The organism is Caballeronia sp. LZ043 (assembly GCF_031451075.1).
In the GTDB taxonomy this organism is placed as follows: domain Bacteria; phylum Pseudomonadota; class Gammaproteobacteria; order Burkholderiales; family Burkholderiaceae; genus Caballeronia.
The window spans coordinates 1262596-1284676 of the sequence record NZ_JARUXT010000004.1; the positions used below are offsets into that span (position 1 = coordinate 1262596).

The 22081-nt window shown below is 62.0% G+C and carries 13 protein-coding genes and 1 pseudogene; 5 read left to right on the top strand and 9 right to left on the bottom strand.

The window, feature by feature from the left end; genetic code table 11:
- Positions 1–19 precede the first annotated feature (19 nt).
- The gene (locus QCE64_RS33375) at positions 20–1786 is read right to left on the bottom strand and encodes a thiamine pyrophosphate-binding protein (RefSeq protein ID WP_310008419.1); all 1767 of its coding nucleotides are present in this window, start codon (positions 1784–1786) and stop codon (positions 20–22) included.
- A 343-nt stretch (positions 1787–2129) separates the two neighbouring features.
- Here QCE64_RS33375 and sucC point away from each other — a divergent pair, with 343 nt between their 5' ends.
- Positions 2130–3329 carry an ADP-forming succinate--CoA ligase subunit beta gene (sucC, locus tag QCE64_RS33380; RefSeq protein ID WP_310008421.1) on the top strand — a complete coding sequence of 400 codons (1200 nt, stop codon included), beginning with the start codon at positions 2130–2132 and terminating at the stop codon, positions 3327–3329.
- Positions 3330–3342: 13 nt separating this feature from the next.
- Positions 3343–4215 (top strand): succinate--CoA ligase subunit alpha, encoded by an 873-nt coding sequence (sucD, locus tag QCE64_RS33385; RefSeq protein WP_309927113.1) that lies wholly within the window; start codon positions 3343–3345, stop codon positions 4213–4215.
- Here the strand turns inward: sucD and QCE64_RS33390 are convergent.
- Positions 4212–4511, bottom strand: a complete 300-nt coding sequence (locus QCE64_RS33390; protein ID WP_310008423.1) for a hypothetical protein — start codon at positions 4509–4511, stop codon at positions 4212–4214. The two genes, sucD and QCE64_RS33390, sit on opposite strands and share 4 nt — an antisense overlap.
- Here QCE64_RS33390 and QCE64_RS33395 point away from each other — a divergent pair.
- Positions 4510–4689, top strand: a complete 180-nt coding sequence (locus tag QCE64_RS33395) for a hypothetical protein (RefSeq protein WP_310008425.1) — start codon at positions 4510–4512, stop codon at positions 4687–4689. The genes QCE64_RS33390 and QCE64_RS33395 overlap by 2 nt on opposite strands.
- Positions 4690–4770: 81 nt before the next feature.
- On the opposite strand, the gene QCE64_RS33400 is transcribed toward QCE64_RS33395, so the two are convergent.
- The 5 genes from QCE64_RS33400 to oxlT all read right to left on the bottom strand — a co-directional run bounded on the left by QCE64_RS33400 (position 4771) and on the right by oxlT (position 9317).
- Complete coding sequence (locus QCE64_RS33400) at positions 4771–5502, bottom strand: GntR family transcriptional regulator (RefSeq protein WP_309838637.1); 732 nt, start codon at positions 5500–5502, stop codon at positions 4771–4773.
- Positions 5492–5713, bottom strand: coding sequence for a hypothetical protein (locus QCE64_RS33405; RefSeq protein ID WP_309927119.1), 222 nt, complete (start codon positions 5711–5713; stop codon positions 5492–5494). The genes QCE64_RS33400 and QCE64_RS33405 overlap by 11 nt, the downstream gene beginning before the upstream one ends.
- 113 nt (positions 5714–5826) lie before the next feature.
- Positions 5827–6840 (bottom strand): 2-dehydropantoate 2-reductase, encoded by a 1014-nt coding sequence (locus QCE64_RS33410; RefSeq protein ID WP_310008427.1) that lies wholly within the window; start codon positions 6838–6840, stop codon positions 5827–5829.
- Positions 6841–6997: 157 nt separating this feature from the next.
- Positions 6998–7954 (bottom strand): LysR family transcriptional regulator, encoded by a 957-nt coding sequence (locus QCE64_RS33415; RefSeq protein ID WP_310008429.1) that lies wholly within the window; start codon positions 7952–7954, stop codon positions 6998–7000.
- A 16-nt stretch (positions 7955–7970) separates the two neighbouring features.
- Complete coding sequence (oxlT, locus tag QCE64_RS33420) at positions 7971–9317, bottom strand: oxalate/formate MFS antiporter (RefSeq protein ID WP_309819338.1); 1347 nt, start codon at positions 9315–9317, stop codon at positions 7971–7973.
- Between the two features lie 510 nt (positions 9318–9827).
- On the opposite strand from oxlT, the gene QCE64_RS33425 reads away from it, so the two are divergent.
- Together QCE64_RS33425 and QCE64_RS33430 are read left to right on the top strand one after the other, a co-directional pair.
- Positions 9828–10775 (top strand): LysR family transcriptional regulator, encoded by a 948-nt coding sequence (locus tag QCE64_RS33425; protein ID WP_309927126.1) that lies wholly within the window; start codon positions 9828–9830, stop codon positions 10773–10775.
- A gap of 96 nt (positions 10776–10871) precedes the next feature.
- On the top strand, positions 10872–11210 hold the full coding sequence (locus QCE64_RS33430; RefSeq protein WP_309927128.1) for a hypothetical protein: 339 nt from the start codon (positions 10872–10874) through the stop codon (positions 11208–11210).
- Positions 11211–11274: 64 nt separating this feature from the next.
- On the opposite strand, the pseudogene QCE64_RS33435 reads toward QCE64_RS33430, so the two are convergent.
- Together QCE64_RS33435 and QCE64_RS33440 are read right to left on the bottom strand one after the other, a co-directional pair.
- Positions 11275–12737 (bottom strand): annotated as a pseudogene (locus tag QCE64_RS33435) (aldehyde dehydrogenase family protein).
- Positions 12738–12853: 116 nt separating this feature from the next.
- On the bottom strand, positions 12854–21679 hold the full coding sequence (locus QCE64_RS33440) for a hypothetical protein (protein WP_310008431.1): 8826 nt from the start codon (positions 21677–21679) through the stop codon (positions 12854–12856).
- Positions 21680–22081 lie beyond the last annotated feature (402 nt).

A 22081-nucleotide genomic window follows, 5' to 3' on the forward strand; every position in this document is an offset into this window, starting at 1 on the left:
ATGTTTGTAGGTTCGACGTTTATTTGTACATCGTCTGCGCCATCGTGCCGGGCGCGTACACGGTCGGATCGACCCAGATGTTGATGACCGCGCTCTTGCCCGTCTTCGCGACCGCTTCGCGCGCCCGTTGCAGCGCGCCGGCAATCTTCGACGCTTCCCGGACTTCCTCGCCGTAGCCGCCGAGCATCTCCGCGAAGCGGCCATACGGCACGTCCGAGAGCAAATTGCCCACGTTGCCGCGCTCGTCGCCGTACTTCGCGAGCTGGCCGTAGCGGATCTGGTTCATCGCGGAGTTGTTGCCGATCACCGCGATGTACGGCACGCCGAAACGGTTCGCGGTTTCCATGTCGAAGGACGTCATGGAGAACGCGCCGTCGCCGTAATAACAGAGTACTTCTTTCTCCGGATTGGCCAAGCCCGCCGCGATCGCGAAGCCCGTGCCGACGCCCAGCGATCCCAGCGCGCCCGGATCCATCCACTGGCCCGGACGGCGCGGCCGCACGGCCTGCGCGGAAATCGTCACGACATCGCCGCCGTCGCCGATGTAGATGGTGTCGTCGGAGAGGAACTGGTTGATTTCATGCGCGACGCGGTACGGATGGATCGGGCTTGCGTCCGAGGTGAACAGCGGCATCAGCTTGGCCGTCGCGGCTTCTTCCAGCGTCGAGAGTTCGCGCATCCAGGCCTGGCGCGCCTGGCGCTTGTCGTTCTTCAGGCGTCCGCTCGCTGCTTGCAGCGCGGCGCCGAGAATTGCGCCCGGATCGCCGACCAGACCGAGATCGATGTCGCGATTCTTGCCGACCGTGCGGTAGTCCATGTCGATCTGCACCAGCTTGAGATCCTTGCTGATGCGCTTGCCGTAACCCATGCGGAAATCGAACGGCGTGCCGACGATCACGATCAGATCCGCCTTCGCGAAAGCCTGCGAGCGCGTGCGGTCGAAGTGATGCGGGTCGCCCGGCGGCAGCAGGCCGCGGCTCGCACCGTTGAAGTAGCCGGGAACGTCGAGCCCGCGCAGCAACGCGATGGCTTCCTCATGACCGCGCGCGGTCCACACTTGCTGGCCGTAGAGGATGGCAGGCCGCTCCGAGTTCACCAGCAAGTCGGCGAGTTGCTCGATCGATGCCGGATCGCCCACGGATTTCGTCGACGCCCGATAGCCGCCGGGTTGCGGAATCACGGCTTTGGTCTGGTCGATTTCGCGGTCGAGCACGTCGCGCGGAATCTCGAGATACGCCGGGCCGGGCGCGCCGTTGAAGGCTTCGCGCGCGGCCATCGAGATCATGTCGGCGACGCGTTCGGTGCTCGGCACGGTCGCGGCGAACTTGGTGATGGGCGCCATCATGTCGACGTGCGGCAAGTCCTGCAGCGAACCCATCTTGTGCTGCGTCAGCGCGCCCTGCCCGCCGATGTGGATGATCGGGCTTTCGGAGCGGAACGCCGTGGCCACGCCGGTGACGGCGTTCGTGCAGCCGGGACCGGCCGTCGTCACGACGCAGCCGAGCTTGCCGGTCTGGCGCGCATACCCGTCGGCCGCGTGCGCCGCCACCTGCTCGTGACGCACGTCGATGATGCGGATGCCTTCGTCGACGCAACCATCGTAAATGTCGATGATGTGGCCGCCGCACAGCGTGAAAATCGTATCGACACCTTCGTTCTTCAGCGCGCGGGCGACCAGATGGCCGCCCGAAATCACGCCGGCGCCGCGCGTCTTCGCCTTCAGGGTGTCATCGGCGGTGGTGGTGGCGGGAGCGATTTCGGGGCGGCTGCTGACGACTTCGGACATTGTTGTCTCCTCCTCGATGGGGGTGGTGTGCGGTTCCGTCGACCTCGATCGGGTCGCCGTTGCTGTGATATACAATATTCCACACACAGTATTAGTCAACTGTATCCCGCTCGGCGAAAACCCTGTGATGCGATGCGTCAATGGTCGATGAGGCCGTCCCGCATGACTCTGCGTCTCACACGTGCCGCAGCGCGGCAAATCTGTGCCCCTTTCCATGAATTCAAAACGAGCCAGCAATTTCAATTGTCACGTCTTGATATGTGATATATCGTATTTCAGCGCGCATCGAGAGGCTCAGTGCTTTATGTCCGCGCCATTCCCATCAGAGGATTCCGGAGACGAAATGAACATTCACGAATATCAGGCGAAGGCACTGCTGCGCCAGTACGGCGTCGCGGTGCCGGAGGGTCGCGTCGCCTTCACCGCGCAGGAAGCCGCCGATGCCGCCAGCGCCCTGGGCGGGCCGGTCTGGGTCGTCAAATCGCAGATTCACGCGGGCGGGCGCGGTGCGGGCCGCTTCTCGAACGATCCCGAGGGCAAGGGCGGCGTGCGCGTTGTGAAGTCGGTGGAAGACGCGCGCGAGAACGCGCGGAAGATGCTGTCGTCGGTGCTCGTGACCAAGCAGACCGGCCCCGCCGGCCGCCAGGTGAAGCGCCTGTATGTCGAGGAAGGCTGCGACATTGCGCGCGAACTCTATCTCGGCATGCTCGTGGATCGCGCGACGTCGCGCATCACCATCATGGCGTCCACCGAAGGCGGCATGGAGATCGAGGAAGTCGCGCAGCGTACGCCCGAAAAGATCCTCAAGGTCGCGATCGATCCGGCCACCGGCCTGCAACCGTTCCACACGCGACAGATCGCTTTCGGGCTGGGGCTCGCCGGAAAGCAGGTGAGCGCGGCATCGAAATTCATCGCGGCGCTGTACCGCGCGTTCGTCGATCTGGATGCGTCGATCGTCGAGGTGAATCCGCTGGTCGTCACCGGTTCGGGCGACGTGATCGCGCTCGATGCCAAGCTCAACTTCGACGACAACGCGCTCTATCGTCATCCGGACATCGAAAAGCTGCGCGACGAAGACGAGGAAGATCCCGCCGAAATCGAGGCGGCGAAGCACGGGCTGAACTACGTGAAGCTCGACGGCAATATCGGCTGCATGGTGAACGGCGCCGGACTGGCAATGGCCACGATGGACATCATCAAGCTCTATGGCGGCGAGCCGGCCAATTTCCTCGATGTCGGCGGCGGCGCGACGCAGGAGCGCGTCGCGACGGCGTTCAAGCTGATCCTGCGCGATCCCAAGGTGCGCGGCATCCTCGTCAACATCTTTGGCGGCATCATGCGCTGCGACGTGATCGCCCAAGGCGTGGTCGCGGCCGCGCGCGACATCGACCTGCGCGTGCCGCTCGTCGTGCGCCTGGCCGGCACGAACGTCGATGCCGGCCGCGAGATTCTGCGCACGTCCGGACTCACCATCATTCCCGCCGACAACCTAGCCGATGCCGCCGACAAGATCGTCAGCGCCGTCGCTGGCGCACGTCACTGAGGAGCACACCGACATGAGCGTTCTGATCGACAGGAACACCAAAGTGATTTGCCAGGGCTTTACCGGCGCGCAGGGCACCTTCCATTCCGAGCAGGCGCTGGCCTACGGCACGCGCATGGTCGGCGGCGTGACCCCGGGCAAGGGCGGCACGACGCATCTGGATCTGCCCGTATTCGACACGGTTGCCGAAGCCGTCGCCCGCACCGGCGCCGATGCCTCCGTGATCTACGTGCCGCCGCCCTTCGCCGCCGATGCCATCCTCGAAGCCATCGATGCGCACGTGCCGTTCATCGTCTGCATCACGGAAGGCATTCCCGTGCTCGACATGCTGCGCGTCAAGCGCGCGCTGAGCGGCTCGGACAGCCGGCTCGTCGGTCCGAACTGTCCGGGCGTCATCACGCCGGGGCAATGCAAGATCGGCATCATGCCGGGCCATATCCATCAGCCGGGGAAGATCGGCGTGGTGTCGCGGTCGGGCACGCTCACTTATGAAGCCGTCGCGCAGACCACCGCGGCCGGGCTCGGACAGACGACGTGCATCGGCATCGGCGGCGATCCGGTGAACGGGACGAATTTCATCGACTGCCTGACGCTCTTTCTCGAAGACGACGCCACCGAGGGCATCATCATGATCGGTGAAATCGGCGGATCGGCGGAAGAAGAAGCCGCGCAGTTCCTCAAGGACGCGCGCACGAAGAAGCCGGTGGTCGGCTTCATCGCCGGGACGAGCGCGCCGCCGGGACGCCGCATGGGCCATGCGGGCGCGATCATTTCGGGCGGCTCGGGCACAGCAGGCGCGAAGATGGACGCGATGAAATCGGCGGGAATACGCGTGGCGGATTCGCCCGCGGCGCTCGGCGAAACGATGCTGCGCGCGATGCGTTAGGCATTCCGGAAGCGCGGCGGGGTCGGCCCAACCCCGCCGTTACAGATTGTGTCAGTCGATGCGAGCCGAAGTCGTAACGTACGGATTTCGTCCGACGATCCCCGCTTCGACATGACCCGCTTCTTCCCTGTCGCAATCGCCGCCGCGTTGGCCCTTTCGGCATTCAGCCAGGAGGCGCCGGCGGTTTCGCTCAGTCCTTCCTTTGCTGACAGCGCTTCGTCCTCGCGCTTCCAGAGCAACAGCAACGCCAACGTCACTCGTCCGCCCGAAGCCACCCCGGCGTCGCGCACGGGCATGAGCACCCGTTGCAAGGAACTGGCGTCGTCGATTGCCGCCGCGACGGCATCGCCCGATAGACAAGTCGCGGTGAACGTCAGCAAGCTCGACGATCAACGCATCGTGACCCAGTCCATTCGCGACAAGCGCGGCGATCTCGAAGCGCAATCGAAGAGTTCCGGCTGTCCGAAGCCTTGACGGCGACGCAGATCAAAAACAAAGGCCGCCTGACGTTTGTCAGGCGGCCTTCCGTCACAACTGAACCACGTAGTCCGACGATCAATCCAGAAAGTCGCAATTCGCCTCGACGAACGCGGCCAGATCGAGCGAATGCTGCTTCACGAGCCGCTCGACGAGTTCGGTATCGCGCTTCTCCAGCGCCTCGATGATCCGCATGTGATCGACGATCGAACGCGATGCGCGGTCGCTCTGCGCAATCGTCATTTTTCGAATGGCGCGCACGTGCACGAAGATGTTCTTGATGGTGTCGAAGATGATCTCCGACTTCGACAGCCGCACGATGGCCGAGTGAAACGCGATATTCGCTTCCGAATATTCGTCGATATGTTCGGCCGGCGTGGAATCGCGGAAGTTGTCGAACATATGGCGCAACTGGGCGATTTCCTCGTCCGACGCCCGCTGCGTGGCGAGCCGCGCCGCCATGCTTTCCAGCGCCGCCCACATGTGGATCATCTCGACGATCTCGCGCTTCGTCTTGCGCAGGATATACACCCCGCGACGCGGCACGGTGCGCAGAAAACCTTCCTGCTCCAGCAGCGTCATGGCCTCGCGAATGGGCGTGCGGGACACGCCCAGTGCTTCGGTCAGTTCTTTCTCGTCGAGACGGATCTCTTCCCGCGAGCGGTAGATGTCCGCCTCGGCGATGGCCTGCCGCAGCTTGGCATACGCCTGGTCGCGCAGCGACACGGTGGCGTTGATCGGCTCCAGCGAGAGCGTGAGCCCCGAGGTGCGGACTTCCGGCCGTTCTACGGATTGAGTATCAGATGGCATTGATGGCTTGATTTCCCAAGTGCGGACGGCCAGCGTCGATACGCTTGCCCGAACCGCCGTTCTGGTCGTCCGCCGCGAGACCGGCAAAGCGACCGTGATCCTGCGCGCGCTGCAGCATGCTCTGCGGCACCGCCGATGCAATCATAAACGTAACACCCATACCCACGGCAATCAGCGCGAAACCAACGACAACCAACAGGGCGATGCTCATTTCAGGCTCCAGTCGAATCACTCAAGAGCCCTGAGTATATGCTGCGTCGCAACAGGACGCAACATATTTTGCATCTTGTATATCAGAAACAAAGCTGACGCCATGGATTCAGTTTAGGCCGCTTTCTGCGACTGCGGAGGCGACACGGGCTGCGCGGTGCCCTGGTTCACGCCTTCGCGCAGCTTGATCAATGCGAGAACGGCATCGAGCATCGGCGTTTCGACGTGCACCAGACGGCCGATCTCCTGCACGACGGTCATCAGCGGATCGATTTCCATCGGCCGTCTGGCCTCGCAGTCCGTCAGCATCGAGGTCTTGTGCGCGCCCACCGCGCCCGCGCCGTTGATGCGCCGTTCCACGTCCACCCTGAAATTCACGCCGATCCTGTCGCCGATGGCCTTCGCCTCAAGCATCATCGCCTTCGACAGCGCGCGCGTGCCGGGATCGCTGGTGAGGACGTCGAGCGTCGCGCCGGTGAGCGCGCTGATCGGATTGAAGCAGAGATTGCCCCACAGCTTGAGCCAGATTTCGTCACGGATGTTGTCGCGCATCGGCGCTTCCATGTCCGCCTTCGCCATCAGATCGTGCAGCGCCTGCAGACGCGGCGTGATCTCCCCGCTCGGCTCGCCGATCGGAAACTTCTTGCCGTAGTGATGCTCGATGACGCCCGGCTCCGCGATTTCCGCCGCCGGCAGCAGCACGCAGCCGATCGCACGTTCCGGCCCGAATACGTCCCATTGCCGTCCGCCGGGATCGACGCTCTGCAGCGTCGTGCCTTCGAGTTCGTTGCCGTGCTTGTAGAAATACCAGTAGGGCAGGCCGTTGACCGCGGTGACGATCGCGGTGTCCGGACCGAGCAGCGGCGGAATCAGGTCGACGACGCCGGGAATCGAGTGCGCCTTGAGCGCGATGATGACGAAGTCCTGCGGGCCGAGCTCAGCGGGATTGTTCGTGCAGCGCACTTTGACGGTGTGCTCCTCGCCGTCGATCCGCAGTTTCACGCCGTGCGCCTGCATGGCCGCGAGGTGCGGCCCGCGCGCGACAAAACTGACATCGGCTCCTGCGCGCGCCAGTTGCGCGCCCATATAGCCGCCAATTGCACCGGCGCCGTACACGCAGATCTTCATGGTTCGTCTCCTGTTTTATAGCCTGAGATCCATCTGATATACAAGATACTACATTCCGTATAGACCAAGGACAAGGCGAAAGGCGTCTGGGCGTACAGGCAAAAACCCGCATGCGCCGATGACGCTGCGAGTAAAAGTGAGTCGGTGAGTGCGACGCTCAGACCTCGGCGATCTGGCTGCTGCCGACAGTATGCGACGACGATGCCACGACGTGTGACCACACGCTCGCCGCGCTGGCGCGCAGCGCGTGGCCGCGACGGCGCACCAGCATCAGCGCGCGCGCGGTGGCGGGGTTGAGGGGAAGGAGATGGAGCGCGGCGGGATTGCAGGCCGTGCGCGTGTGCATCGGCAGGACGCCGACGCCCAAGCCGGCCTGGGTCATGTGCGCGATCGCCGCCGCCTGGGTGAAGCGCTGCCGTACCGCGCCGCTCACGCCATGCAGCGCCAGCGCGGCCTCGATGGCAGCGAGACTGCCGGTGTCGTCGTCGAGCAGCAGCAAGGACGTGCCGCGCAACTGGCGCCAGTCGAGCGCGGCGGCCCCGGCCCATCGATGCGATACCGGGACCACCGCCGCCAATGCGTCGGGATAAAGCGGTTCGGCGGAGAGTTCGTCCAATGTGTCGGGCGCGATGACGAGGCCCATATCGGCTTCACCCGAACGCACGAGTTGCAGCACGGCATTCTGCGGCCGATCCAGCACGACCACGGTGACATCCGGCAGACGCGCACGGCACGAAGCGAGCAGCGCGGGCAGCACGCCTGCCGCCAGGCCGCCGCCGCACGCGAGATTCACCACGCCCGGCTCGGCGCCGGATTTGCCGTGCGGCCGCAGCGTCGCTTCCAGTTCCTCGACGAGCGGCGCGACCCGCGCGAGCAGCTTGCGACCCGTATCGGTGAGCGTGACGTGACGCGTGGTGCGATCGAAGAGCCGCAGCGCGATTTCTTCTTCGAGCTCACGAATGCCCCGGCTGACCGCCGATTGCGTGACGCCGGATGCATCGCCCGCGCGCGTGAAACTGCGATGCCGCGCCAGTGTCACGAACAACCTCAGTTGATGCAGCGAGACACTGAGCGCAGGCGCGGCGTGATCGCTCGAATGGTCCGGATCGCTCATGCCCGCGCCGCCCCGCTTACTGCACCGTCTTGTGCGATCCGTCCCAGCCGGCCTGGAAAGATGCATTCACCGACGATTCACTCGACGCCTGCGCGACCGTGTTGTCGATCCAGCGCTTTCTCATCGGCGCGAGCACGAACTTGGCGCACAGCCCCGCCGCGATCGACGTCACCGCTGCCGCAGTGAACACCGCGTTCCACGACCCGATCGACGCGAGCACCGACGCCAGCGGCACCAGCATCGACGCCGTGCCTTTCGCGGTGTATAGCGTGCCGGCATTGGCGGCGGCGTACTTGCTGCCGAAGGTATCGGCACAGGTTGCCGGGAAGATCGAGAAGATCTCGCCCCAGCACAGGAACGTCAGCGCCGCGAACAGCATGAAGAGATACGGGTTGTGGCCGAACTCCATCAGCCCGAGCAGCGCAATGCCCTCGCCCAGGAAGATGATGAACATCGTGTTTTCACGGCCGATCTTGTCGGAGATGAAGCCGCACAGCGGACGCGTGAAGCCGTTGCACAGATTGTCGATCGACAAGGTCATCGCGAGCAGCGGCAACGTGATGCCGAACAGGTTGACCGGCATTTTCGCGAAGCCGTATTCCTTCGCGATCGGCCCGAACTGCGCGGTCGCGATCACGCCGCCCGCCGCAACGAACACGAACATCAGGTACAGCACCCAGAAGATCGGCGCGCGCACCATCTGGCCTGTCGTGTAGTCGATCTTCGTCGCGACGATGCGCTTCGCCGGAACGATGCCCGCCGGCGGCTTCGGCCGCACCAGCATCAGCGCGAGCACGAAGATGCAGACGCCCTGCAGGATGCCGAAGAACATGAACGCATGCTCGTAGCCCGAGCGCTGGATCATGTTCGAGATCGGTATCACCGTGACCGCGGCGCCCGCGCCGAAGCCGGCCGCGGTCAATCCCGCCGCGAGGCCGCGCTTGTCCGGGAACCACTTGAGCGCCGTGCCCACGCAGGTGCCGTACACGCACCCCGCGCCCACGCCCGCCACGACCGCCGCGATGTAGAGATGCACGAGGCTGGTCGCGTGGGCGTCGATGATCCAGCCGAGCGCCGCGCAAATCGAGCCGCCGATGACCACCGGCCGCGGTCCGAACTTGTCGACGAGCCAGCCCTCGACGGGCACGAGCCAGGTTTCGGTGACGATGAAGATGGTGAAGGCGGTCTGGATCGCCGCCTGGCCCCAATGGTGCTTGGCGTCCATTGGCACGACGAACAGCGTCCATGCGTACTGCAGGTTGGCGACCAGCCCCATGCAGATGATGCCGATCACCAGCTGGAACCATCTGTTGTGATGACGCCCGTGCGATTGCCCGGACACAACCGTGTCTGCGCTTGCCATGTCTGTCTCCGTTGTGTTTCTCAGCGCTCGTACGGCGCTTGATGTGCTGCGAGAAGCCGGCGCGCTGCGTCGGCGGCGGGCGGTCGGTCAGGAGAAGGGCTCGGTCCAGGCGGCATGGGCGGGAGGCCGCCGGTTGGCGTGCGTGCGGCGCACGGCGCGCGCGATGCAGCGGGCGATCGATTCGCACATGGGGCAAACATCCGCGTCAGGCGATCGAAGAATCATGTCAAGCGATTCCCAGTTGAGTCCGGATGATTCGAACCAGCCTTTGCAGGCTTCGCATGCTGCTGATCGTGCTGATTGATGCGTGGTGCGGTGAGGCGGGGTGCTTCTGATATGCCGCGCGAAATCCGGTCGATGCCTGGGGCCAGCATGGCCGTTCGCGCCTGGTGGGACTGTCCGGCTTACAACTGATGGGACGTGAAAGCATCGTGGGGGAGAAAAACGATTAAGGAAAGTTAGAAAAAATTATTGTATAAATTCAGTATCGTTAATGGATGAGGGATTGCCGTGCTCCGCAACGCCACCCTGCGTCAATTGAAGATCTTCGAAACCGTCGCACGGCGACTGAGTTTTTCCCGCGCCGCCGAAGAGCTGTACCTCACGCAGCCAGCGGTTTCCACGCAGGTGAAGCAACTCGAAGAACACGCAGGACTGCCGCTGTTCGAGCAGTTGGGCAAGAAGATTTTCCTGACGCCGGCGGGCAACGAAATGCTCCATCACAGCCGCGCCATCCTGGAGCAATTCCGCGAAGCCGACGACGCCATGGCCCGCCTCAAGGGTATTTCCGGAGGCACGCTGAATGTCGCGGTCATCAGCGCCGGCGATTACTTCTTTCCGCGGCTGCTCGCCGCCTTTACGCTGCGCAATACCGACGTGCGGCTCAACCTCGCCGTGCACAATCGCGAGGAACTGCTGCATCAGCTATCCGACAATCTCACCGACCTGGCCGTCATGGTGCGTCCGCCGCGCGACATGGATACCGTGAACGTGTCGTTCGCGCCGCATCCGTATGTGATCGTCGCGCCGCCGGATCATCCGCTCGTCGGGCGCCGCGATCTTCCGCTGGAAGCGCTGGCCGACGAGCCGTTCATCGTCCGCGAGCGCGGCTCCGATACCTGGAATTCGATGGAGGAAGGCTTCGCCGGACGCCTGACGAACCTCAACGTGGCGATGGAAATCACCAGCACGGAGACCATCAAGCAGGCGGTGATCGCCGGCATGGGGCTCAGCTTTCTTTCTGCTCATACCATCAGCATGGAACTGCAGATGGGCAAGCTGGCCGTGCTCGATATCGAGGACTTTCCGGTGATGCTCAACTGGTTCGTCGTGCATCGCAACAACAAACGTCTGCCGCCGGTCGCGCTTGCATTCAAGGACTTCCTGATCCAGGAAGGCGCTGCGCAAATCGAGTCGATCACGCAGATCGTCGCGACAACGGGCAAGCCGAACACATAAGGCTTTATCAATACATACTCGAAGAAAGTTTAACTGTCGTGTATGGATTGATTTTCCTATCCTGCGATGGAGCCCCCCGGCCAACAGGAGACGATCATGATCCAGGCAATTCACGGCGATGACCGCGAAGTTCAGGCGCAGGTCTGCGCATTCAATACGGCTTTCGAAGAACTCGACCTGATGTTCCGCTGGGACGCGCAGACGTACCGCTCGCTTGCATCAGCGGACAGCGACTACGGCAGGATCGCGTTGTACATCGAGACGCATTGTCCGCATCTGCTGAAGGCGTACAGCGCCGAGTTCCTTTGCCAGGCTATCGTGGAGCGGAAGAATTCGATGGTCGAAGCGTGCCGGCAGAACACCGTCCAGTATGAGGACAGCACGCAGCGCGCACGGCTCTGGCGAGCGCGCGATCGGGAAGCGATGCAGTTCTGAGCTTCTCTGCCAATGAAAGCGGGCGGCCCGGACACTCCGGGCCGCCCGCTTTGCGTTCATCCCTTCAGGGCGCCAGCGCCACCCACACGGCCTTCGGCTCCGTGAAGTTTTCGATCGCGACATCGCCATGCTCGCGGCCAAAACCGGAATCGCCGCTGCCGCCCCACGGCAGCCGGACGTCGGTGTAGCCGTAGGTATTGACCCAGACGGTGCCCGCCTTCAATCCGGCCGCCATCCGGTGCACCCGGCCGATATCCGCGCTCCACACGCCCGCTGCAAGGCTGTACGCGGTGCCGTTGGCGATGCGCAGCGCGTCGGCTTCGTCGTCGAACGGAATCACGCTGGCCACCGGCCCGAAGATCTCTTCCTGCGAGATGCGCATCTCGTGCTCGACGTTGGCGAACACCGTCGGCTCGATGAAATAGCCGCGCTCGCCGACACGTCGTCCGCCGGTCACGAGCGATGCGCCCTCGCCCTTGCCAATGTCGACGTATTCCAGAATCGTCTTCATCTGTTTGGCGGAGATAACGGGGCCCATGTTGGTCTCGCGCTGCGTGGGATCGCCGAGCTTGATGGTGCGGGCACGTTGCGCGAGCCGCTCGACCACCTCGTCGTACACGGCGCGCTGGGCCAGGATGCGCGAGCCCGCCGAACAGACCTGCCCCGCGTTGAAGAAGATGCCCGATGCCGCCGCGCGCACGGCGCCGTCGAGGTTGGCGTCGGCGAAGATGACATTGGCCGACTTGCCGCCCAGTTCGAGCGTGACGCGCTTGAAGTTGCCCGCGGCGCCCTGCAGGATGCCGCGTCCGACCGACGGCGATCCGGTGAACGTCACCTTGTCGACGCCCGGATGCGCGACCAGCGAATCACCGACCACCGAGCCCTTTCCGGTCACGATGTTGAGCACCCCGGGCGGCACGCCGGCTTCGAGGGCCAGGCGACCGAGCATCAGTGCGGACAGCGGCGTGATCTCGGCGGGCTTCACGATCAGCGTGCAACCGCAGGCAAGCGCCGGCGCGATCTTCCACATGCCGATCATCAGCGGGAAGTTCCATGGCACGATCGCCGCAACCACGCCGACCGGTTCGCGCACCGTGTACGTCAAAGCGTCGGGCCGCGCGGGCACGACCTGACCGTTGATCTTGTCGCACCAGCCGGCGTAGTACGCGAGCGTGTGATGGCGGCGGGAACGTCCTGACGCTGCACCGCCGCAATGGGCTTGCCGCCGTCGAGACTTTCGAGCGCGGCAAGCTCATCCTGATTCTGGCGCAGCAGATCGGCGAACTTCATCAGGATGCGGCCGCGCTCGGCTGCGCGGATCGCGTTCCAGGGTTTCAACGCGGCGCGAGCGGCCTGTACCGCGCGGTCGACATCGGCGGAGGTGCCTTGCGCGACATGGGCAATGGGGTTTTCCGTGGCGGGATCGAGGTTGGTGGAATAGTCGCCGCCGCTTGGCGGCATCCACTCGCCGTTGATCAGCAATTCATAGCGCTTCAAGTCCGTCGTGCTTTCCATGTCTCGCTCCATGTGCTTTTCCAGACTCCGTCATGGTGAGCCAGAAAGATCATTCTTGAAACCAAGACATTCTTATCGTTCATATAGGGCGGGATGAATGGATGATCGGCAAGGCGGGGCCGAAGACATCAGTAGAGGGAACGGTAATCCCATGCGAGCGAATCCAGCTCTCCGTTCATGAAATTCTCGTACCTGGCGAAGAAACTTTGCAGGCTGTCCGGATCTTTCCTGAGATAGGCCAGGCCCAGTACGACGAAGCTCACGCTATCCGGATTGAAAGGCAGCTTGGGCGTGAAATTGTCGATGACATCCTGTAGCTGGCGCTTGACCGCGCTCTTGTCGGCGTAGAGCGCTTCCAGCGCCTGGGGTCCGAGTGGCTGATCGGTCCCGGGCATACGATTACGCAGCCTCCATTTCCGCCGGGTCGGATCCTTTTCTATCGCGAACCTGAGCGTCTGCAAGACGACGCTCTTGAACTTCGGATCGGTTGCCAGATCTTCCACTGGAATTCCCCTGAGCTTTTCGCCGCTGTTCACCACGAGTCTTTCCACGGTATTCCGCGTTCCGGTCCGTGACGCATAAACGTCCAGCAAGTCTTCCGCCGACATGTGATAACTCTCGTGAATCAACATCCGTGACATCACCTGATCGAACTGCGAGCCCATGATCGCCACTTCGTCGAAACCTTTCTCGAATGCGGTCAACAGGAACGTCACCTCCTTTGATGTCACTTTCAGGGGATAGTAATCCTGATGGGGCTGGTAAAGAGGCGGCGCGTTGGATGGATACGTGGTGACCAGGACATCGCTCTGATATCCCTGCTTCGCATAGCGTGTTGTGGTGGAAACGTTCAGCTTGTCCAGTGAAGCGCCGCACAGCGGGAGGCGTGTCTCCAAGAAATGTTCGAGCACTTCCTCCACGGAATCGCCGAAGAATATCTCGAACAATCTCGCAATTCGCAGTTCCTCACGGTTCTCCCGCAACGCGAAGCTGGCATCCTCAAGCAGGCTCATCGCTTCATTCTTCGCTCTGGCCAACACGTCGCGCATTTCCCTGGCGGTTTGCAGGCTCATGCCTTCATCGATGTGCGTGATGGCAAATCTGCGTATCGGTGTGCACGGCGGTGTCGGCTCCGGCACGACCTTCCATTCTCCTCCGGAAAACCTCACCGACGGGCCATCCAGACGGCTCATCGGATGAACGGCGTTATAGGTGTTGGTTCTCCAGTTGAATCTGACCTCGCAGAATTTCTCGCCAGCCTTGATATATTCCGCGTACCTCGGGACGGGCGAGGCTCCGCGCAGCGTATAGGTATTGCTTGGGGCATTGAATTGCAGGCCGGGCTCGGATGCCACGGAGGTCAGATATTGATCGTCGACCCTCATGGCGCGCACACTCCAGTCGTCCGGGAAATACAGTTCCGCCTTCAGTCGCGCGGGCCGGATGATTCCAGCCTTCGATGCCCGCCCGATATCCGCTATATCGATTGGAAGCGGAACGAGAATGTCCAGCAAAGCGGCCGCAATGGTTTTGGCGATCCTGGATACATCCGCCCCCACTGCGCTCGCCTGGATGACGCGCAGGACGTGATTGGCCAATGCCGTTCCGGACAATCCAAGCGCCCTGCCCGAACGTACGCTTTCCCGCAAGGAGCCTCGGGAAATCGCCGCACCGATTCCTCTGCCCGCCGGATACAGGGACAACATGACCGTGAGCGTATCGACAAGGGCATCAAGCGGACTGACCTTATAGTCCTTGTCGAACGAGATCATGTATCCCATCTTGTAGAACGGCACGAGATTGAACAGCAATCGTTGAGCGAAGCTCGGCCTATAGAGCTTGTCTTTGTACTGTGGGACCCGGGCTTTGATCAGCTTTGCCATTTCAAGCGACAGGTAGTCCGCGATGCTTGCGTGCTTCGTCTTGTCCAGATACTCGGCACTGTTCCGTTTCAATGAAGTCTGCTTGATCCCATTCGGGCAATTTCTGGGAATCCCGGGGTCGAGGCAGATGAATACTTCCTCGAACGTGTATTCGAATATCTGCTTGCCGGAATCACTCAGCACACGAACATCCTTCCAGAATCGATATTGCGGAGCAGCCCGCGCGTTTCTGGCATCTTTCGCCGCGATCCTGAGACTGCTCCTGTCAGCGCTGTCCGCGCCAAGTTTCGCCAGAATCCAGTCGCCACCTGCGAGCTTGATGAAGTACTCGTCGGACTTGTCGATTTCGTTGCTGACGTGAATCGCCTTTGTGATCGAGTAGTACTCACGCATTGAAATCCGAAGCGGCAGTAACAGCGTCGCTGCAGTCCACATCGCATCGTAGGGCAGGCTGTACGCCTCATAACTTTCGAATTGGGCGAAGAACTCCGTGTCGTTCGCACAGAGTGAACTCGGCTTCAGATTCATCAAGGTCCGGTAGCCTTCAGGCGCGCGGCCGATGCCGCTCAATGGATGCAATGCTTGCGAGCGTTCAGAGAAGTGATCTGCAATGAGGGCGTGATCCAGCGGCGTGATGGACGCAATCGACACGCCCTTCTCACCGGTCCAGAGCACGATCGCGGCAATGATCGTCCGGTGCGATGCATTCAGTCCGGATGACTGCGGTGATGATGCGATGATCCAGTCCGCCTTCTCCAGCGAGGCAAGGATATCCAGATAGTTTCCGGCGAGGCTGATCGCAAGCTGCTTGGCGTCGAAGCGATTCAGTTCGAACAGAATTTCGGAAAAGTTATCGGCTTGCTGCCACTGCCGGGAAATGTAGAGGCGTGCATTGAGGAGATCGCCAATCCTGACCATCGCCGGATCGCTCAGATTTTCGCCGCCCTTGTTCTGGTTCCAGAACCTGAAGATCTCCCATTCGATGTCCGCAAGAATGCGCGAATAGGCGATTCCCTGACGTAGCTTCTTGCCGAAGTCGTCACTGATCCATTGCCTGGACAGTTCCTCCTTCTCCTTGCCTCGAGCAAGCCTGAAGCCTGCAACGTAATCGTTCGCTCTGATTCCGTCCTGCAGGGCGAAGAGGTCCGCTCTCCGGCACTTCAACTTCTCGCTCACGCGTAGCAGACGTTTGTACTCGCCGATCCACCACTCGGCCTTGGCATCCATGTCAGCGCCCAGTTCATGGATCTCATTGAGCAGGATAAAAACGAGCGGCTCGGCCATCGGTCCATCCGAGCATGCATTCGGATCGGGCCTGGCCCGATTCTCCGCGAGAACATGATATTCAGCCTGCTTGAGCGCCGCTTCCGTTGCCGTTATCTTCGCGGTCAGATCATTCAATTCGCTCTGGATCTGCTGGTCGGTCGAATCACATACGGAAACAGCAAAAGCGATATTCGGTTCGTTAACTGGCTCGTGGCGTCCCAATTCCAGACCAATCTGCTGCATCAGATCATTGCTCGGCGACCTGCCTGCCGCGATGGCCAGCGACCACTGTTTATCAGGAGGCGTCAGCCTTTGAAGAAACCATACAAGGGACTTCCTGAGCAAGGCGATCCTGAATGCCTCCGTGTCCGGCGTATCGACATTCTCGAGAAGCGACTTCGTGGCGAGATCATCCAGTCCGATCAACATCTGCGACCAGGTCATGGGCCCCGCACGCGTCAGCAGTGAATCCGACCATTCAAGAAGCTCCGACATCCGCGAGCCCTGCAAAAGCTGGTAGATGTTTCGCATCGCCACGCCGGCATCGAGGGGAAACCATGCGCCCTTGATGCAGACGAGCGTCCGGGACTGCGTCATCTTCTTTCCGGTGAACAGAATGCCCAGCACCGGCGTGAGCATGACGAACGGCCAGAACTTTTCGAGAAGGTGCATGTATAGCTTTCGATCAGACTCGTAAATCCCACCTTGCACAGGAGGTTGAGCTACGTCCGGGTTATCCAGTGCGGCCGTATCGTCCAGATCGGAAAGCTGCGTCAGCAGTTCGGCTCCGGCCGTCGTGTTGGCGCGCGTGAATTGACCATGCGACGCAAGTTCATTTGCGTCGAATCCGGGCGTGCAGGCTGTCTTGCCGTCGAAGCTGATTTTTTGCCATTGTCCGAGGCTTGCGTCCCACGCCGCGTGGATCGTCGGTCTGGCCCGTTCTTTTGGCGCAAGCGACACTGCCTCGACGGAATCCCCGCCCTGGGTATTGACACAGATGACCAGAAGCTTCTCGGCGCATCGGTAGAATTCGGCTTCCAGTTTGAGATACCAGCCTTCGCTTTTCCGCGAAGTCGGGCTGACCGACGTCGAATAAAGGCCTGGATGACCTTTCACGCTGTGCAACGGGTAGGCAGGATCCTCCGGCGCGACCTGTTCCACAATCGCCCTCTTCAGTTCATCCGTATAGATGCGGTCTGGCAAGGGCGACGGACTCGCGACTTGCGCAAGATTCCACCGGGACTCTTCGGTCGACCATGCGAGATAAGCGGTGTCCGGACGCGCCTCCGTTCCCCCCATTACTTCGATCAGGTTTGGATGGAACAATACGCATCGCCAGAACCGTCGATTCAGGCAGATGAGTCGGTTTCCCTGGGGGTCCGCATACAGCCGTCCTTCGACGCCGGCGCCCCTGGTGTAGGGATAAACCGATTGCTCGCTCCACTGCCCGATTTCGGATATCACCTCTTTGGCAAAAGGCTCCGGCACGGACTTGCTCGTTGTATTGACACCGGTGTTGGCGCCGGCCTTCAGCTTCCAGTTGTGACCGTCGAATGCGATGTAGAGTTGCTTGCCGCCTGCGGAGAGGATGGCGTCACGATTCGTCGATCCCTTTTCCCCCGCAGCCGTGGACTTCGCCGCGTCCTGATTCTCCGCTCCGGTAATCGGCGAAAAATCAACGAACTTGTGGCAGGCCCAGAAGCGCCCGCTTGCGAAAAGAAGCTTGCGCGTGCCGGCCTTGTTGGAATACAGCTTGTCTTCGATCTGCGGGAAGTATTCGACTTCCGGCGGATAAGCGTTCGCAGCGGAAAACATGTTGGTCACGGCGGCTTCGAGTTGGGCATCGACTGCCGAGTCACCCGGCATCGGCCAGAACTCAGGACTTGCTGCCGTGGCGTCTGCGAATCGCCGCGAGCGGTGAGCTCTCGCCTCGACTGCGTCACCTTTTCCGTCGTCTTCCAGATGTGCCGCGCGAAGCAGACGCAGGTCGATCGAAGCGTCGATGACAATCTGATGCGACGGCACTGAAGGCGACTCGATGCCGCACAGGTATTCACTCGCAAGAAGATCGGACCTACCGGCCGTGTCGCCGTCGGGCGTTGCGTCGTCTTCGACAGGGGGTTCGTCGAGTGGCGTCACGAGGGCCCAGACCGATCCTGCCGCCATCACCGCCGCCAGCGCGCCAATCAAAACGAAGTACTTATTGCGTCTCGAAGCGCTATTGCTGCTGCCGTTGATGCTGACTTCGATCTCGCTGACTTCACGAGGCAGCGACTGAAACTCCATGGACAATGGCGCGCTTTCAGAGGGCTCGACGCTCGACGACTCGCTTCCACGTCGTTCCGACGCATGCACCTCAGCGCCACGCGCCGCGCGCCAGACAAAGAACAGCGTCAGCATCACGGAGAGACTGGCGGCAAGCCCAGCGGCGCCGACTATTCGCGTCCAGTTGAGGCCGGTGGCTTCCTTCGAGCCGGCGTCCGTGACGAGGAAGTCATGGATCGTCAGGCCGTCGCTCTCGATCTGCTGTACCGAAGTCGAAGAATGCTCATCGGCTGATGCAGCATCGCTTGCCGCGCCCCCGGGAAGCTTGACGGTGCGTGGCTTGACCCACCAATGCCCGCCTTTGAATTCGAGCGGATGCCAGGCCATCCGATCATGCTCCCGACCATTCGACAATACGCACAAAACGCCTTCTTCGCGGCTGTAACGCACGCGATAGACATGGGTCTGCTCTTCAATGTACCTCTTGCCCTGTATCGTATGGACGCCCTGCTCGGCGATGAGATCGCGCACCGACACATCAACGGCCCATGCCCTGTTGAGCGGCATCAGTTCGGCAAGTGTCGAAGGCGCAGCTTCACGCTGTGCAGGAGACCGGTTCAACAGCGCATTCGTCGCCTGATGCAATTTCCCGAGTATCCACGCCTCGGTCTGCTGCTCCAGGTTATGCCTGAGCCGCCTGATGACGGGCGCCTCGCTCGCGGCCAGCGCACCCGTCAGCCTGGACGCCCACTCGAGCCAGGAACCGGCTTGCGGCAATTCAATATGCTCGCGCGCCGCCAGCAGATCGGGCAACAGCGGCAGCATGTGCCGCAAGCCGGCGATGGCGTCGCTTCCCTCGAAGGACGCATCGGCGATGTGACTCAATTCGCGTGTGAGTTCATCGAGCCCACATGCGCGCTCGGCGGGATCCGCCGTGGCCAGCCGGGCCGTCAGCCACGTGAGCCTGACCACGATGAACGCGCGATAGAGCGGTCTGGTCTGCTCAAACCCCTGGAATCCGCTCAACATGGCTTGCCAGTCGCCCGCTTCCGGCTTTGCCGGGAAGCGCCGGATCGCCGTCAATGCGTGACTGAAGTGGGTCTCGCTGAACGACTCCAGCATCAGCGGGCAGAGGTCCTTGGTCGCCTCGATGAGCAGCTTGATGTCGTCCGCGACTTCCACATCGCGTGCGATCTGCCTGATCTCGCCGAACGTCTCCCGAATGACGACGAGGTTGCTTCTCAGGTCGGTGAGATTCGGGTTGTCGCCGAGCGCTTCCACGCGTTCGCGGATGCGTCGACGAAGCTCGCCGACGCGTTCTGCGAGACGCTTGTCTTCGGTACGCGCGACGTCGGTTCTGTCGGCGTGTGACAGCATGCGCGGCAGGCGCGCGGATATCTCCTTGCCGATGCCGTGTATCTCGTCGATGATCCCTTTGACCGATGCGACATCCTGAGCCATGCCCGATAGCAGCTTGTTGACCGTGGCCTGCCATGAGTCTTCTATCGTCACCTGGCCGAGCAAGCCTTGCAGGACCCGCTCCACCCCGAACAATGGCGCGTATCCCAGCGCGTGCCAGACAGCGGTTGCGCCCGCGCTTGCCATTACCTTGAAGTTGGCCAGAGGCATCAGCGCGACTTGAGCGCTGGCAAGAACCGAATCTGCTCGCGTCGCCTCGATGAAGCCCTTGAACAGTTCCTGGGCCAGCGCCGTATCGACGAAGCCATTCATCCACTCGTCTTGCGACACACCGCCGAGCGCAAGAAGCTCGCGCATTTCGGCGCTTTGTATCAGGCTCAGGAGCCATTGCGCCTGCGCGGGTAGCGCGTCGCTTTGCGGACCTGCCAAGGTGCGTTGCAGCAGCACAGAACCGGTCCGCAACATGCTGCGCGTTTCCGGCGCCACATGCTTCAGCAAGACTTCGATCCGGTCCGGGTTCTGCAGTGCATGCGCAAGCCAGCCGAGTTGTTCGGGCACGCCTGCCTGCGCGGGATACGCGGGGAGATCCGAGGTATCGGATTGCTCTGCGACATGCGAGAGCATTCGCGCCCATTCCAGTACGGGCTGAAGCACTTGGGGAAGCCATGCCGCGGGTCCGTCTTCCCTCAACAAGGTTTGCAGGAATTCGGCGAAGCTGCCGTGTCCGTGCGCTTTGAGAAGCGCGCCGAGTTGTCCCGTCAGCATCTGGCAGGAGCGCAGGACGTGCTGCACGCCTGTGCGCGCGGATTCGGGCAGCACGCGTGCCAGGCCCGGATCACGCGCCGCGCGTTCCAGTTGCGTGATGGCGCGTTCGATCGACCTGACACGCGACTCCGCCGATGATCCGTCGCTGCCCCTCCACGATGCGAGCAGACCATCGAGCAATTCGGCGATGGCCATGAGGGGCGTGCGCGCGGCTTCAGGCAGAAGCCGGCCCGCTTGACTTCTGATGAGACTCGACGATGCGCCGAGCTTCGCGGTCAACGTGTCAGCGCTGTTGTGGATCTCGTGGAACGCACCATGGAGACGCTCGGCCGTCTGATATTGCTGCATCAGCACGTTGGCCGTGTCGATGACGATCAATACGGGTTCCGGTATGTGGCTTCTTAACGGCGCGCCTGCCGGTCCCCCAAGGAAGCCGACGAGCGCCGCAAGCCGGTGATGGAGCGAGCCCGCTGCGCTGGGTTCATCGGCGGAGCCGTCTCCGCCGAGGCGATTGCTCACCACCAGATAGGCCTCGCTGAGCGCCCTGCAATAGGTGATGAAGCGGTCGAAGGAGGCGAAGCCCGTTCTCCCTTCGTCCCCGAGCAAGGTGAGCAGGGCTTGAGCGAGACCCGTGAGATTGCCCGCACGCTCGAAGATGGCGCGGGCGTCGTCCATACGACGCATGCACGCTCTAAGCGTCGCCCACGACCGCAGCGCGGCGCGCAGCGATGCGTTCCAGGTCTCCGGCAACCGGTCCGCTTGCAGTTCGATCAGATGACTGGCCTGCGCGAGCTTGTCGGCCATCGAGAGGCTGTCGTTCGTCTGCGTGGCCTTGAGGCGTTGAGTGAGATCATCGAAGGCGGCGTAGCAGGCCAGTCCTCGCTTGAGCCAATCAATGGCAGTTCGAGCGACGTCGCGCGTGTTATCCGGCAGCACCGCGATGCATTGATCGAAAAGCGCGAGGCACGCGGCGAAGCTTTCGAGCCAGGATGCGTCGGCCCGGGCATCACTTCGCATGGTTCGATAGAAGCTGTCGGCTGCGCGCCAGAGGGTCAGGGCGTCGTTCAGCTTTGCGGCGGCGCGGGTTGCTTGCGGTCCGCAGGTTTCAGGAAGGTAAGCGGCGTAGGCCGGCAGCAACTCGCCGAGTTGGAGGAGCGTTGTGAGCCAGTCTTCGCGTCGAGTGTAGAGGCGCTGGAGATCGTGAAAGGCCGTTTCGCCGGCGCAGCAGTGTTGAACGACGTCCTGGCTGAAGCGCAGCGCGATACGCGTCACCAGATCTTGCACCGTGCGGATGAAGATGCTGTCTGGCGAAGCGGAGGAGTCGAAGCTCGGGGGCGTGTCATCCTGATCCGGCATTGGATTGTGTTCAAGCCTCCCGCGCGACGCGTGCGGACTCGTGTCCGTGAAGAGGTTGAACGAAGCATCGGGCGAACTTGTGCCTCTGCGGCGTGGCTGACTTTCGTCGCGCCTCTCCCATTCCCACATCGCGTGCTCCTTCGCTTTGTACGGGCATCGGTAAATCGATGTCAGAGAAAAGCAGCTCGAGTGATGCCCAGCGCAAAATGCGAAAGCGACTGGGAAACGGATATCAGGCCTGGAAAACACGTCGCATCACTGCGGGCATGCTACAGATTGACCGATCGATTCCCGGCTCGGCCGGTGCGATCAATGTCATCGATGCTACGCACACGACTTCTTCATGTTTAAATCAGGACACTAATTCACAAAGCGGAGCATCGTGTTGAAAACGCGAGACGA

Excerpts from the sequence above, each read along its gene's own strand:
- QCE64_RS33430 (WP_309927128.1), top strand. The coding sequence starts at position 10,872 with ATGATCCAGGCAATTCACGGCGATGACCGCGAAGTTCAGGCGCAGGTC.
- QCE64_RS33400 (WP_309838637.1), bottom strand. The coding sequence starts at position 5,502 with ATGCCATCTGATACTCAATCCGTAGAACGGCCGGAAGTCCGCACCTCG.
- QCE64_RS33410 (WP_310008427.1), bottom strand. The coding sequence starts at position 6,840 with ATGAAGATCTGCGTGTACGGCGCCGGTGCAATTGGCGGCTATATGGGC.
- oxlT (WP_309819338.1), bottom strand. The coding sequence starts at position 9,317 with ATGGCAAGCGCAGACACGGTTGTGTCCGGGCAATCGCACGGGCGTCAT.
- QCE64_RS33405 (WP_309927119.1), bottom strand. The coding sequence starts at position 5,713 with ATGAGCATCGCCCTGTTGGTTGTCGTTGGTTTCGCGCTGATTGCCGTG.
- QCE64_RS33375 (WP_310008419.1), bottom strand. The coding sequence starts at position 1,786 with ATGTCCGAAGTCGTCAGCAGCCGCCCCGAAATCGCTCCCGCCACCACC.
- QCE64_RS33415 (WP_310008429.1), bottom strand. The coding sequence starts at position 7,954 with ATGAGCGATCCGGACCATTCGAGCGATCACGCCGCGCCTGCGCTCAGT.
- sucC (WP_310008421.1), top strand. The coding sequence starts at position 2,130 with ATGAACATTCACGAATATCAGGCGAAGGCACTGCTGCGCCAGTACGGC.
- QCE64_RS33395 (WP_310008425.1), top strand. The coding sequence starts at position 4,510 with ATGAGCACCCGTTGCAAGGAACTGGCGTCGTCGATTGCCGCCGCGACG.
- QCE64_RS33440 (WP_310008431.1), bottom strand. The coding sequence starts at position 21,679 with ATGCCGGATCAGGATGACACGCCCCCGAGCTTCGACTCCTCCGCTTCG.
- sucD (WP_309927113.1), top strand. The coding sequence starts at position 3,343 with ATGAGCGTTCTGATCGACAGGAACACCAAAGTGATTTGCCAGGGCTTT.
- QCE64_RS33390 (WP_310008423.1), bottom strand. The coding sequence starts at position 4,511 with ATGCCCGTGCGCGACGCCGGGGTGGCTTCGGGCGGACGAGTGACGTTG.